At 46.8% G+C, this 14,616-nt stretch carries 11 protein-coding genes and 1 pseudogene; 8 read left to right on the top strand and 4 right to left on the bottom strand.

The window, feature by feature from the left end; translation table 11 throughout:
• The first annotated feature begins 234 nt into the window (after positions 1–234).
• The 4 genes from rlmKL (at position 235) to rmf (ending at position 4,930) form a co-directional block, all read left to right on the top strand.
• Entirely contained in the window at positions 235–2,334 is a 2,100-nt protein-coding gene (gene rlmKL / locus ACTHY5_RS07515) for a bifunctional 23S rRNA (guanine(2069)-N(7))-methyltransferase RlmK/23S rRNA (guanine(2445)-N(2))-methyltransferase RlmL (protein ID WP_441878308.1), read from the top strand.
• A 2-nt stretch (positions 2,335–2,336) separates the two neighbouring features.
• Positions 2,337–2,567, top strand: a complete 231-nt coding sequence (locus ACTHY5_RS07510) for a glutaredoxin family protein (RefSeq protein ID WP_441878306.1) — start codon at positions 2,337–2,339, stop codon at positions 2,565–2,567.
• Positions 2,567–4,486, top strand: coding sequence for an ATP-binding cassette ATPase Uup (gene uup / locus ACTHY5_RS07505; protein WP_441878304.1), 1,920 nt, complete (start codon positions 2,567–2,569; stop codon positions 4,484–4,486). Before ACTHY5_RS07510 ends, uup begins: the two co-directional genes overlap by 1 nt.
• A 267-nt stretch (positions 4,487–4,753) precedes the next feature.
• On the top strand, positions 4,754–4,930 hold the full coding sequence (rmf, locus tag ACTHY5_RS07500) for a ribosome modulation factor (protein ID WP_441878302.1): 177 nt from the start codon (positions 4,754–4,756) through the stop codon (positions 4,928–4,930).
• Positions 4,931–4,998: 68 nt separating this feature from the next.
• On the opposite strand, the gene fabA is transcribed toward rmf, so the two are convergent.
• Positions 4,999–5,544, bottom strand: a complete 546-nt coding sequence (gene fabA, locus ACTHY5_RS07495; protein ID WP_441878300.1) for a 3-hydroxyacyl-[acyl-carrier-protein] dehydratase FabA — start codon at positions 5,542–5,544, stop codon at positions 4,999–5,001.
• 93 nt (positions 5,545–5,637) lie between these two features.
• Positions 5,638–7,596 carry a Lon protease family protein gene (locus ACTHY5_RS07490; protein WP_441878298.1) on the bottom strand — a complete coding sequence of 653 codons (1,959 nt, stop codon included), beginning with the start codon at positions 7,594–7,596 and terminating at the stop codon, positions 5,638–5,640.
• A gap of 254 nt (positions 7,597–7,850) precedes the next feature.
• Between ACTHY5_RS07490 and ACTHY5_RS07485 the strand changes: the two genes are divergently transcribed.
• From ACTHY5_RS07485 to ACTHY5_RS07470, 4 genes and pseudogenes are all read left to right on the top strand, one after another.
• Complete coding sequence (locus ACTHY5_RS07485) at positions 7,851–9,227, top strand: c-type cytochrome (protein WP_441878296.1); 1,377 nt, start codon at positions 7,851–7,853, stop codon at positions 9,225–9,227.
• Positions 9,220–10,113: a c-type cytochrome gene (locus tag ACTHY5_RS07480; protein WP_441878294.1), complete on the top strand. Its 894-nt coding sequence runs from the start codon at positions 9,220–9,222 to the stop codon at positions 10,111–10,113. Before ACTHY5_RS07485 ends, ACTHY5_RS07480 begins: the two co-directional genes overlap by 8 nt.
• Positions 10,114–10,368: 255 nt before the next feature.
• Positions 10,369–10,698, top strand: a pseudogene (locus tag ACTHY5_RS07475) (PAS domain-containing protein); the annotation flags it as partial.
• Positions 10,672–11,943 (top strand): methyl-accepting chemotaxis protein, encoded by a 1,272-nt coding sequence (locus tag ACTHY5_RS07470; RefSeq protein ID WP_441878310.1) that lies wholly within the window; start codon positions 10,672–10,674, stop codon positions 11,941–11,943. The pseudogene ACTHY5_RS07475 and the gene ACTHY5_RS07470, both read left to right, overlap by 27 nt.
• Before the next feature lie 127 nt (positions 11,944–12,070).
• Here the strand turns inward: ACTHY5_RS07470 and ACTHY5_RS07465 are convergent, their stop codons facing one another.
• Together ACTHY5_RS07465 and ACTHY5_RS07460 are read right to left on the bottom strand one after the other, a co-directional pair.
• A complete protein-coding gene (locus ACTHY5_RS07465) occupies positions 12,071–13,048 on the bottom strand; it encodes a class I SAM-dependent methyltransferase (protein WP_441878292.1) in 978 nt (325 codons plus the stop codon).
• A gap of 147 nt (positions 13,049–13,195) precedes the next feature.
• A complete protein-coding gene (locus ACTHY5_RS07460; RefSeq protein WP_441878290.1) occupies positions 13,196–14,449 on the bottom strand; it encodes a DEAD/DEAH box helicase in 1,254 nt (417 codons plus the stop codon).
• Positions 14,450–14,616 lie beyond the last annotated feature (167 nt).

The following is a 14,616-nucleotide window of genomic DNA, read 5'->3' as shown; positions in this document are numbered from 1 at the left end:
AACGACCTTCGGGTTATGAGCCCGACGAGCTACCAAACTGCTCCATCCCGCGTCCTTAGGTTGTGCATAATAGAGATATGACTGACTGAATGCAAGCGGTTATCCAGAACTTTATGTCGCATGGCGGATAAAACGCCAAATCGAGCATTTTGCAGACAATGCGTGGCAAATTTTACAGTCTTGTGTTGGTTTGAGGTATAATGTCGGCCTCTTTTTATTAGAACAAGCCTGACTATGCTGCCGTTTTTTGCTACTTGCCCCAAGGGCCTTGAATCCTTACTTAATGATGAACTCAGCGCCTTAGGTGCGACCGACCTTCAAGAGACGGTGGCCGGTATCGCCTTTAAAGGCGAGCTGTCTACTGCCTATCGAGCCTGTATGTGGTCGCGGCTCGCGTCGCGTATTATGTTGCAGTTAGCTGAGTTTACCATGCGTACCGACATGGATTTGTACTTAGGTGCAGCCAATGTGGAGTGGGAGCAGCATATTCAACCAGGTCAAACCTTTGCCGTCGATTTTTCGGGGGCCAACGAGGCCATTACCAATACTCAATACGGTGCGCTAAAAATTAAAGACGCCATTGTAGATCGCCTAACCAAACGCCACGGTGAGCGGCCTAATGTTGACAAACGCACCCCCGATATTCGCATTTTGGCGCATTTAAAGCGTAACAATCAGCTGAGCATCACGCTTGATTTATCGGGCCCTGCGCTTCATCAGCGTGGCTATCGCCAACAAGCAGGCGAGGCGCCGTTAAAAGAAAATTTAGCGGTGGCTATTTTGTTACGCAGCGGTTGGGACATTAGCAAACCCTTGGTTGACCCTATGTGTGGCTCGGGCACCTTATTAATAGAAGCAGCCTTAATGGCCGCCGATCATGCGCCGGGTTTATTGCGGGTACGCTTTGGTTTTATGGCCTGGAGCGGCCATAATCGTGAGTTGTGGCAAGAAATTAGCGCTGAGGCTACCGTGCGCGCCACTCGCGGCATCAAGTTGGGTAATACCGAACTCTATGGATTTGACCAAGATAAACGGGTGTTAGCTTTTGCCCAAGAAAATGCCCAAGCGGCCGGCGTGGCGGCTTTTATTCGCTTTAAAACCGGCGGGGTAGATAGCTTAATAAACCCTGCAGATGAAGCCGGTTGGGTGATTTCAAACCCACCTTATGGTGAGCGTTTAAGTGAGTTCCCGTCTTTATTAGGCTTACATCAGCAGTTGGGCGATAAACTGCGTGAGCAGTTTAAAGGCTGGCACGTTAGTCTGATTTCTAGCTCTGCGGAATTATTGAGCTGCTTGCGACTGCGCCCAGAAAAAACCTATAAGTTATTTAACGGTGCCTTGGCTTGTGAGCTGCGCAACTACCTGATTGCCGAAGATGCCAAAGCCGCACGTCCCTTAGCGGAAGATTTTGCTAATCGCTTAAAGAAAAACATAAAAGCGTTAGAGAAGTGGGCGAAAAAAGAGCACATTGATTGCTATCGTTTATACGATGCTGATTTACCCGAGTACAATGCCGCCATCGACCGCTATCTAGATTATATTGTTATTCAAGAATACGCGGCGCCCAAAACCATAGCCCAACATAAAGCGCGCGGGCGTTTTTATGACTTAGTACAAGCGACGCAGGCCGTAACGGGCGTGGATGGAAGTAAGATTATTTTAAAAGTGCGTGCGCGCCAGCAAGGCCGTGAGCAATATGAAAAGCTAGACCGTCGTGATCAATGGCTGCAAGTGCAAGAGCATAATGCTCAGTTGCTCGTTAATTTGTATGACTATTTAGATACCGGGTTGTTTTTAGATCACAGACCCATTCGTAAACAATTGGGCGAGATGGCCAAGGGCAAAGATTTTCTTAACCTGTTTGCTTATACCGGCAGCGCCAGCGTACATGCTGGTTTAGGTGGGGCTAAATCGACCACTACGGTTGATATGTCCAAAACCTATTTAGGGTGGGCTGAGCGTAATATGACGCTGAATGGCTTAACGGGGCGTCGCCATCAGTTTATTCAAGCCGATTGCTTGAACTGGCTACGACAGCCAGGTGACGATTACGACCTCATTTTTGTTGATCCACCGACTTTTTCTAACTCCAAGCGTATGGATGCTGAGTTTGATATTCAGCGTGATCACATTGAGTTGCTGAGCGTGTTAAGTAAGCGGCTGCGCGCAGAGGGCGTGATGATTTTCTCTAATAACAAACGCCATTTCAAAATGGACATAGTAGCACTAACCGAGTTAGGGCTGGTGGCCAAAGACATTACTAAGGGCAGCTTACCGAAAGATTTTGCCCGCAACCCCCATATTCATAACTGTTGGGAAATTCGCTGGAGTTAACCATGAGCCTAACGCTGTTTTCTACCGACGGTTGCCACCTGTGTGAGCAAGCATGGGCATTGTTGGCACAAACCGGCTTACAAAGCCAAACCCAGATTAGCGATATTATTGATGACGAACGGTGGCTGGCTGCGTACTCGATACGTATTCCGGTGCTGCGCCGCCAAGACGGTGCCGAGCTGGATTGGCCATTTACGGCCGCCGACATTCTTGAATTTAGTAGAGTGATTTAATGAGTTTATTGACCCTGCAAAACGCCCAGTTGGCGTTTGGTGATGCGCCATTATTAGATGGCATAGAGTTTAATATACAAGCCGGTGAGCGAGTATGTATTGTTGGCCGTAATGGCGCGGGCAAGTCGACCTTGATGAAGGTCATTGCCAATGAATTACAATTAGATGATGGCCGCCGTCAGTTACAACAAGGCGTGAATATTGCCCGTTTAGAGCAAGATCCCCCTCAAGTTGATGACGATCAAACCGTGTTCGACTATGTGGCAGGTGGTTTAGCTGAAACTGGCGCCTTATTGGCGAAATACCATCACCAATTAGAATTAGTAGCTCACGATTGCTCAGAAAAAGTCATGAATGAGCTAATGCGTTTGCAAGAGCAAGTTGAAGTCGCCGACGGCTGGCAGTTTGAAACACGCATTAATCAAAGCCTGACCTTGCTCGAGCTGAATGGTGATACGCGATTAAATGATTTATCGGGGGGATGGTTACGTAAAGTGGCCTTGGCCCGCGCGCTAACTAACGAGCCTGAAATCTTATTGCTAGATGAGCCAACTAACCACTTAGACATTGATGCTATTGCCTGGTTAGAAAGCTTCTTGCTCGATTTTAAAGGTGCCATTGTCTTTGTCAGTCACGACCGTGCCTTTATTCGTAAAATGGCCACGCGCATTGTCGATCTTGACCGTGGTAAGCTGTCTAGCTGGCCGGGTAACTACGATGAATACTTGGTTAATAAAGAAGAAGCACTGCGCGTAGAATCCGAGCAAAATGCGTTATTTGATAAACGCTTAGCACAAGAAGAAGCTTGGATCCGTCAAGGGGTGAAGGCCCGTCGTACCCGTAATGAAGGCCGAGTTCGCGCCCTTAAAGCTTTGCGGGTAGAGCGCAGTGAGCGTCGTGAAAGTGTTGGCAAAGTGAACGTGACCTTAGACGATGTGCGCCGCTCCGGTAAAATTGTATTTGAAGCAGAAAATCTTAATTTTGCTTATGAAAACAAGCCGTTACTGAAAAACTTCTCAACCCTTATTCAGCGTGGCGATAAAATTGCCTTGGTGGGACCCAACGGCTGCGGTAAGAGTACTCTGATTAAGCTGTTATTAGGTCGACTAGAAGCCGACTCTGGTACTTTAAAATGTGGCACCAAGTTAGAGGTGGCCTATTTTGACCAATATCGTGAGCAGCTGGATCCTGAGCGCACCGTTATGGATAACTTGGCTGAAGGTAAGCAAGAAGTCGAAGTGAACGGTCGCAGTCGCCATGTGTTGGGTTATTTACAAGACTTTTTGTTTGAGCCTAAGCGTGCTCGCACCCCAGTAAAAGCTTTGTCGGGCGGTGAGAAGAACCGTTTGTTACTGGCGCGTTTATTCTTAAAGCCCAGTAACTTGTTAGTACTTGATGAGCCGACCAACGACTTGGATGTAGAAACCTTAGAGTTGTTAGAGGAATTGCTAGCTGAGTATAAAGGCACCTTGTTGTTAGTGAGTCACGACCGTGATTTTATTGATAACACCGCTACCCATTGCTGGTTATTTGAAGGCGAGGGCAAAGTCAGCGAGTTTGTGGGCGGCTACTTAGATATGCAGCACCAATTGTCCTTTCAAACTCCGGCACCGACCACCAAGGCCAAAACGAACAAAGCTGTCGCACAAGTTGAGCCCAAAGCAAAGCCGGTCGCTGAGGTTAATAAAGCCAATAAAAAGCTCTCTTATAAAGAGCAGCAAGAGCTGAAGGGGCTGCCTGCTAAACTTGAACAACTTGAGCAAGCGATAGAGCGCTTACAACTTGTGGTGAATGCGCCCGACTTCTTTAGCCAAAGTGACGAGCAGACTCAAGGCACTTTGCAGGAGCTCGCTGATACAGAGGCCGAGTTTGAAACCGCCTTTACTCGCTGGGAAGAACTAGAAGCACAAAGCGCTTAACAGACAGTGATACGTTTTACGCTGAACGCGGTGCGAAAAAATAAACCGGTTGCATCTTTCACCCATGATGTAGCGCGTTTAACGTATCGCTCTTTTTCATTTGATTAAAAAATAACCTTGATTTTTGCTGCTAATTGCATTATTGATAAAGGGCTGCTCGTGATTATTTAGCCCTTTACCTTTGGCTGAAGAGTAAAATCGGTGCAGTGATTGTTTAGCATTTTGATATTTGTGACACACTTTGTTCAACACATGAGGTTAATACCTATGAAGAGACAAAAACGTGACCGTTTGGAAAGAGCCCGTACTCGCGGTTATCAAGCAGGCGTAAGTGGACGATCAAAAGACAATTGCCCTCATCACGACTTTGATGCCAAAGGAGAGTGGTTAGGGGGGTGGCGAGAAGCCATGGAAGATAAAGGCGCAGGCCTGTTCTTACGTTAAACAATTCCAATAAAAAGGCCCCGATATATCGGGGCCTTTTTTAATATTGGTTAAGCAGCATAGCTGCCTTAAAACGAAGAGGTATCGGTAAATAAACCGACTTTTAAATCTTTGGCTTCATAGATCACGCGGCCATCGACTTCTACTGTGCCATCAGCAATACCCATAATGAGTTTGCGCCAAATAACGCGCTTTAACGTAATGCGATAGGTCACTTTTTTGGCCGTAGGAACAATTTGGCCACTAAATTTCACTTCACCTACACCCAGTGCACGTCCTTTACCCGGGCCGCCTTTCCAACCTAAGAAAAAACCCACTAGCTGCCACATAGCATCTAAGCCTAAGCAGCCAGGCATAACAGGGTCGCCTGGGAAGTGACAATCAAAAAACCATAAGTCTGGGTTAATATCTAGTTCAGCAACAATTTCGCCTTTGCCGTGCTCACCACTTTCATCACAAATGTGAGTGATGCGGTCCATCATTAGCATATTAGGTGCAGGCAACTGGCTGTTACCTGGGCCAAATAATTCACCTTGGCTACATGCCAAGAGTTCTTCTCGAGTAAAGGCGTATTTGCCCAGTTCTTTTTGCGAAGGGATATCTTGTGAAGGCATAGTTTCACTATTCCATTATGTTCAGGCCTGAGCCTTTATTGTAAATTGGCGCCATTCTAGCGAACACTTGTTCGCTAGACAAGTCCGATCACTTTAGTATCGAAATAAGCGCCGTAAAAAACCGGTATTCACGGAGTGACCATTTAGATCATCTAGACGCTCTCTAATACGACCAAACAGGGTATCAGCTTGCTCTACATCGCCGGCTACATTGCCGGTAAGCAGCTCAATGGCCTGTGTAACATGGGTCACTGGATAAATATGGAATTGCCCCGCAGTAACGGCTTCGACCACTTCGTCTGACAAGTTTAATTGTAGTTGGTTGCTAGCGGGTAAAATAACGCCTTGCTTACCCGTTAGGCCCTGAATTTTACACAAACGGTAAAACCCTTCTATTTTTTCGTTAACGCCTCCTACCGGCTGCACATTACCAAATTGATCAACGGCACCTGTTAGGGCAAATTGTTGATAAATGGGTTCTTTGGCTAATGCTGATAACAGCGCGCACAAACCCGCTAATGAGGCGCTATCGCCGTCTATTTCGTGATAGGACTGCTCAAAAACCAAGGTGGCTGATAAAGGAGTAGGGTGCTCGGCGCCAAATACATTGGCCAGATAACCTTGAATTATCATCATAGCTTTGGCATGAATATGGCCGGCAAGCTCTGACTTTCTTTCAATATCAGACACATCACCGTCACCTAAGTGTACGGTTGCGGTTAAGCGTACTGGCTCACCAAAATCATAGGGGTGACCGGTAATTTGTAACACAGATAGACCGTTAATTTGGCCCACCGTCTGCCCTTGGGTTTGTAGTAGATATTGGCCATCGCGCACGCCTAAGTCAGATTGCTCCAATAAATAGCTTAAGCGATAGTCTTGTTCTTGTTGTGCGGCTTGCATGTGAGTGTCACGAATTAACTCACTTTGTTCGCGCCGTGCTGCAACATCAGCCAGTTGCATTATGGCTACTAATTCAGCCTCAACCAAGGTTAACTTATGCTGATGGTCGGTCATTTTACTGGCATGGCGACAGAGACGGCTGATAGCGCTGGCATCAAAATCTAATAGTTGATGCTTATGGCGCAAATGTGACAAATACCCTAAATACTCAGGCAGAGCGTGCTTGAGATCCCACTCCGGAATAATATCGGCGCGTAAAAATGCCAAAGTGTCGAGTTCATGATCCAGCATATACAGCTCAGCAACCGCCATACGATCACCCACTAAAACCAAATGGATATCCAGTGGGGGAGGCTCAGGTTGAAAGTAAAATGCCGCCATTTCAGCGGGGCGACTCCACTCTACTTGGCGAGTAAGGAGCGCATTTTTGAGTCTAAACCATAGCTGGGGCTGATTAAGCAGTTCATCAATAGGCACCACCAAATAGCCGCCATTGGCTTGATGTAACAGTCCAGGCTCAAGCAAGTGATGATGACTAAACACAGACCCTTGCTCGGTTTGAAAATGCACGGCACCAAATAACTGTTCAGGACTAAACTGACGCGCATAAACAATGGGCATGGTGTTATTATGACGGTGCACCATTAGGTTTATTAATACAGGGTGGCTAAAGCCTTGTCCCGCCGCGACATGTTGCGATAACAAAGATAAGTAGTCCGCCACTTTAGGGTTATGATTTTGTTTTTTTAGAATACGTTGCACTATGTGCTCTGCTTCTAAGTGACGTGATGAGAGTTCTAATAATTGACCCACTAACTCACAAAATACTAATCCGGTACCGGCTTTGAGCTTTAACCAAATAGGTTTTTGTGGATGATTGAGGTTTTCTGCATAGCACAGGTCGAACAAATCGGCATGGTTAGCGTGCTTTGTGATTAAGCTTTCTACTAATTCTTCATAGTCCACGCCAGAAAAGCCATTTAATAATAAAATGGGGTTCATCGCATTTAATGCTGACAAAGTAGCAAAAGCTGAATCTGCCCTTGCTTGCAAGGCACTCAACTCGATAGCCGGTACTTGACTTAATGTAGCGATATCGTCGGGCAATGTTACCCTAGGGTTTAGTTCAATTTGACTCAGTGGCTGCACTCAAAAAACTCATTGATATTGGTAAATTACCGCTAGTATACGCGCGCCAGTCTTGGGGTCGACTGCTGGATGAAGAATATGCACTAAAAAGCGATTTTAACCGCAGAATATAACTTAGTGTGGTGGTTATTTAATCACAGCATGCGCTAGGTCATAAACAAGGGGCTTATGTGGAATACCACAATGGAGCTCACTTTAATAAATCATCATCCTGTACTAGGTTAATGTAATAAGCATTTTAGGGGCGAAACCGCATGGGCAAAATAAAAAAAACAGCCACGTCGGTCGTGGTATTAGCCGCGATAGGGGTGGGCATTGGAGTTGGAGGCGCACATTTGCTGAGTAAGCAACGTGCCGTAAGTGACCAAGGCCACGCCAATACGCAATTAAACAGCAATAATACGCAGTTGGTACAAAAAGGAGAGTATGTTGCACGCACCGCAGACTGTGTGGCTTGCCATACCGCACCAGGAGGCCAGCCTTTTGCCGGTGGCTTAGCCATGGAAACGCCGTTAGGGGCCATTTATAGTACCAATATTACACCGGATAAAGACACTGGTATTGGCCAATATTCACTGGCCGATTTTAAGCGTGCAGTGCAACATGGTGTGACACCCGACAATCGTCCTTTATATCCAGCGATGCCATATCCTTCTTACGCTATTATGCCTGATGAAGACATTAGCGCCATGTATGCCTACTTTATGACAGGCGTGAATGCGGTGAATCAAGCTAATGGTGAATCAACTATTCCGTGGCCATTTAATATGCGCTGGCCCATGAGTTGGTGGCAGCTGCTGTTTGCTCCTGATCGTGACTTTGAGCCAGATACACAATTAAGTGCTCTTGAAAACCGGGGAGCTTATTTAGTTGAGGGCCCAGGGCACTGTGGTGCTTGTCATACACCGCGTGGGTTGGCGTATCAAGAAAAAGCCATGAAAATGGATGGCGCCAACAGTGCTTTTTTATCGGGTGCTGTGATTGATGGCTGGCGGGCAAAGAGCTTACGTGGCGAAGCCCGTGGTTTGTCCTCATGGTCCCAGGATGAACTTGAACAATTTTTTGCTACCGGGCGAACTGATAAAGTGGCGGCCTTTGGTGCTATGGGCGATGTTATTGAGCACAGTACACGCTATATGAGCGAAGCTGATATTAGTGCTATGTCGGCCTATCTTAAGCAATTACCCCCAGCCAAAGGCAAGATATTAGCGTTTGAGCCTAAAGAGGATACGACGACGGCTGCATTACAAGCAGGTAGTGATTTGAGTCAAGGTGCATTGCTTTATGTAGAGAATTGCATGGTATGTCATCGAGCTGATGGTTTAGGCATTCCGCGCATTTTTCCTGCGTTAGCAGAAAACTCTGCAATTTTTGCTAAAAATCCCCAGTCAGTTATTCAGGTAACACTGGAGGGCGGAAAAATGCCCAGCAACAATAAAGATGTGATGGATTTTGCCATGCCTTCCTTTAATCACATGAGTGATGATGAAGTGGCGTCTGTGATTAACTTTATTCGTAATGGCTGGACCAATCAAGCCCCTGAGGTGGCAGCCAGTGAAGTCAAACACATTCGACAATTTTTGGCGGGCAAGTCCCCCCACTTAGCCGTTGCAGGAGACGCACATGAGTAATTTATTCACACTGCGGTTGAGCATCGCCTTGGGCGGCATATTATTGGTCGCAACAGGCTTGGCACAAGCGTCATCAAATAACACGCGTTATGCTGTTGTTGATAAAGAAGGGCAACCTTTGCCCGATTATGTATTGCCATCAGATACACTCATCCCTGATGAGCCTAATGCTGAGCAAATTTTATACGGTAAACGGTTGTTAAATGAAACCAAAACCCTGATGCCTGATAATGTGGGCTCGCATATGAACTGTAATAGTTGCCATATTGAACAAGGTACTAAGCCTTATGGTGCGCCTTATATCAATACCTTTAATTCTTTTCCACAAATAAACCCCCGTGCTGAGCGGATGTTTTCATTAGAGGATAGAATTAACGGTTGTATGCAGCGTTCAATGAACGGCAAGCCATTAGATGAAGACTCAAATGAAATGCAGTCCATGATTGCCTACATGAAATGGCTGGCGCAAGACGTTCCTCACGGTGGTCGAGTGCAAATTGATAACAGTGGACCGATTGATAAAAGTTTAGTGCCCGACCCAGACCGTGGTAAAGCGATTTATGCGCTGCAATGTGCGGCTTGTCATGGTAGCAATGGTGAAGGAAAACGAGACGCCTCTGGTACTATGGCCTTCCCACCGTTGTGGGGTGATGAGTCCTTTAATTTAGGGGCCGGCATGGCGCGTACTTATAAAGCGGCGGCCTTTATTAAATATAATATGCCAATGGGCGTTAACACTCATGGTGGCTGGGGCGAAGGTGAGGTGCTTAATGATCAAGACGCTGTTGACGTAGCTCATTATTTTACTCATCAGCCTAGACCGGACTATCCGGCTAAAATATACGACTTTCCTAGCGGTAATCGTCCTAAAGACTTCCGCGATTAATAATTGAGGTCTACAAGTCACTTTAAACAAAAATGCCGAGCTTACACTCGGCATTTTTTATGGAGGTAGCGACTCAGATACAGATAGATTGTGACTCGCTTATCGCATTCATTATAATATAGAGAAAAATAGAGCGATAAAGTTAGATTGTTACTATAATAGCTATAGTAGTATTTAAGCTAAAATTTAAGAGTAAATCGCACCCCATTTTAGACACTATACTAAAATAATTAGCCGCTAATAAGGTCATGATCTATGAGAAAAAACTTACCCATAACTGATAATGAAAAGCGCTTTACCGGTCATGAGAAGCTGATTACCGTTACTGATACCCAAGGTAATATCACTGAATGCAATGAGGCATTTGTTGCTATGAGTGGCTTTTCACGGGAGGAGCTTTTAGGTCAACCCCACAACATAGTACGTCACCCCGAGATGCCCCCCGACGCATTCAAAATGATGTGGGCGCACCTTAAAAAAGGCCAACCCTGGATGGGGGTGATTAAAAATCGCTGTAAAGACGGGGGCTTTTATTGGGTGGATGCCTATGTCACTCCCATGACACGCCATGGCAAGGTAGTGGGATATGAGTCGGTACGCTCGGCGCCTAGACAAGAAGATGTGGCCCGCACCCAGCAGCTTTATAACAAGATACAAAATGGTAAGCAGCCATCGCGATTGAGTGTGGCAATGCGAAGCATTAAAGCGTCCCCGCATCAGTTATTTTTATTGCTGGCGCTATTAAGTTGGGGCGGTTTGTTGCTGACCGGCAGTAATTTGAGTGCACAGCTAGTGCTGGTTTGCTCGGTAGTGATATATGCCTTGTGGGCGCATCAGCTAAAAAAATCAATGATCCTTTCATTAAATAATATGCTAAAAACCGCTTTTTCTCACCCATTGGCGGTACAAAGTTATACTAATGATGTGGGGGAGGTCGGTAAGCTTAAAGTGGCAATTTTAAGTGAGCTGGCACACCTTGGTACTGTGATCACACGTATTGAAAGTGCGGCAAAAAATGTAGCGAATGAAACGGATTCAGGGTTTACATTGACCCAAAGTATGCGCTCCGAAATTGAGTGTCAGCAAGCTGAAACCCAGCAAGTGGCTACCGCCATGAACCAAATGAGCACCACTATTAGTGAGGTTTCTCAGCATGTTAGCGAGACCGCAGCATCGGCAGATACCGCTAATAATTTAGTTACTCAGGGTACGGCGATTGCCAATGTCACCAAAGAATCCATTGAAACACTGCGTGATACCGTTGCCGATATCAGTCAATCGGTCACAGCTGTGTCTGAACAGACAGAAAATATTGCTAGTGCAGCGAAGATGATTGAACAAATTGCAGAGCAAACCAACTTATTAGCACTTAATGCGGCCATAGAAGCGGCTCGTGCAGGAGAGCAAGGTCGCGGTTTTGCCGTGGTGGCCGATGAAGTACGAAACTTGGCACAGCGTACTCAAGCGTCTACTCAAGAAATTTATAACATAGTCAATGAGCTAACAGCACGAGCAAAGAGTGCCGTGACCGTTGCTGAGCAAGGGACTACCCATGCCGAAACTGGGGTGGCACGGGTACAAGAAAGTGGCGTTATGCTGAATGGAATTTCTGATGCGGTAGAAAATATTGCTAATATGTCAACCCAGATGGCGGCGGCCGTTGAAGAGCAAGCTCATGTGGCCGAAGATATTAATCGCCAAGTCGTTAACATTGCCGGCCTTGCCGACTCCAGCGCCGACAGCGCTCATAAAGCCTCGGCTTCATTAAGTGATTTAAAGGATATTTCCGGCGATTTACACGAGCTAGTGGTGCGCTTTAGGCAGGGCTAAATACGCCTTATCATAGAGATCACTCGACATTTTTAGCCGCTGCTAGTCTTGTTGTTACAACAAGACTAGCAACGTTCGCAATGACTGAAAGCTAAATAGGTGCCAGCTCTATATTGTTAACTTACCGCTACCCCTCGCTAGTCATTTCTACTCCCTGCTGGCTGGCAAACACCAAGGCCTTAAGGCCTGCTTCGGGGTCTATGTCTGCAAATTCAGCTGGGTTTTCTAATCGTTTTACAAACGCTAAGCTAGGCGCATGTTCGGCCATGCTTTCGATTAAAAACTGACTGGCGATAGCGGGTGCATTGACGCAGGCCAATACTTGGCCATTGGGTGTCAGCAATTCCGGCAGGCGGCGCAATATCTTGTGATAATCTTGGGTAAGTGCAAAGCTGCCTTTTTGAAACGAAGGCGGGTCAATAATCACCAGTTCATAAGGACCCATTTTTCGTAACCTGCCCCATGATTTAAACACATCATAACCAAGAAAGGTTACCGCTCTTACATCTTGCTGATTAAGGCGATGATTATCGCGCCCCCGGCTTAGCATGCCTTTTGCCATATCAAGATTAACGACTTGCTTCGCGCCCCCAGCCATGGCTGCCACCGAAAATCCACAGGTGTAGGCAAATAAATTTAATACCTTTTTGTCCGCCGCTTGCTGGCGCACCCAGTCTCGTCCTAAGCGCATATCAAGAAACAGGCCATGGTTTTGATTGCGCCCCAGCACTAATTGATATTGTAACCCTTGTTCGTATACCACAGGGTTGGCTTCAAGTTCACCCCAGATAACCTCAATCGGGGATCCGGCTCGTTTTCTATGTTGTATTAACATAGCGCGGCCACCGGCTTGTTGCCATAGTGTGTGCTGGGCAAACTCACTCAGCCCCTTAGTCAGCGTTGTGATAAACTCTAAGGTTGGTTCAATAAATAAGGTCACTAATAATTGATCACCCAACCAGTCAGCCGTTATCTGCTCAAGACCCGGCCAACGGCGCCCTCGGCCGTGAAATAAACGCCGTAACTCTTGAGGGTGATGGGCTTGGTGTTCAACAAAGCGAGCTTCAAGCTCAGTAAAAAAAGTGGGTAGGGCAGTGACGTCCATTAGGGCTCTCAACACATTAATTGTTAGAATGTTTAGGGCGCTATGTTAACCAGCGCATCACCATAAGGCCACTTATGTTCCGTGGATCTCATTTGAATAGTGGTGTGCTTTAAGGCTTTTTTGAGCGCGATTAGTGTAAAACAATGACTATTTTGTGGTCTGCTGCTTAGGCTTTTGCTGGCGCTTATTGTTTGCGCGGCGTCGATTGGCTTTTTTATCCCGTACAGGGCGCTTACGTTCACCGCTTGCAGGGGTATCTGTTACGGGAAACCCCGCTAAGGCTTGCAATGGCAGCTCAGCCCCAGTTAATTGACGAATGGCCGCCAGCGCCTGCGCTTCACCATGGCACACCAACGAAATGGCAACCCCACTTAAGCCGGCTCGGGCGGTGCGGCCGACCCTGTGAACATACACAGGGGCACTGGGAGGTAGGTCCAAGTTGATCACTACCGCAAGCCTTGCCACATCTATGCCTCGTGCCAGCAAGTCGGTGGCCACCAACACCCGTACCTCCTCTTTTTTAAAGGCCAATAAGGCCTGCTCACGTTCACTATGATCTTTTTCGCCATGTAGCGCTCGCGCCACAATATTGGCTTTATTTAACTTTTTTGCCAGCGCATCGGCACTGTCTCGGGCATTAATAAACACCAAAGCTTGCTGTTGTTTAAATGAGGTTGTGAGCAGCGCAATTAACGCCTGTGCCTTGCTACCTTTGTTCACCAAATAACAATGCTGATCAATGGCATCCACCACCTGATTGTGATTGCCCACCTCAATACGCTGTGCATTGGGCATAAATAACGCCGTTGTTTTGGCTAACTCAGCTGCCAGCGTGGCTGAAAATAGCAGCCGTTGCTGTAGGGCTGGCAAGGCGTGCAAAATACGCTGAATGTCCGGCCAAAATCCCATGTCCAGTAAGCGGTCGGCTTCATCTAACACCAAATGCTTAACGCTAGATAATGACACTTGCTGCTGATTGAGCAGATCTAATAAGCGCCCCGGCGTGGCGATTAATAACTGGGGAGTGTGTTGTGCCAGTGCCGTGATCTGTTTATGGATATCGACTCCACCAGATACCATCAGCTGAGAGAGGTTGACGGCTTGGGATAAGGGAGCAAGCACGGCATTAATTTGTGCCGCCAGCTCACGGGTTGGCACTATGATAACCCCTAGAATGTGCCCGCCACTCTCTTCATTGTTTTGTGATGCTAGCGAGAGCTGTTGTAACAGGCCCAAACCAAACGCCACTGTTTTACCGCAGCCGGTGTGAGCCAGAGCCAATACATCTTTTCCGGCAATAATCGCCGGTATTGCTTGGTGCTGAATGGCCGTTGGCGTGTAATATTGTGCGGGCAAGGCCGCCAATAGAGAAGGGGAGAGATTAAGCTCACTAAAAGACATGATTAGGCTCATTAGGCAGGCAGAAAAACGAATAACCAGTGTAAACAGCAGCGCAAACTAAGTAAACCCTATTGCTAATGGCCAATTTTGCAGAGTAAAGCCCTGTTTGATTTAGTCTGGCCTCGGAGAAATTGGATACCAAGCAGCATAAAAAACTGCTCGTTAAC

It is taken from the genome of Oceanisphaera sp., assembly GCF_052084945.1.
Lineage (GTDB): Bacteria > Pseudomonadota > Gammaproteobacteria > Enterobacterales > Aeromonadaceae > Oceanimonas.
Note: the sequence above shows the minus strand (reverse complement) of the source record. Positions and strands in the feature narration are given on the sequence as shown.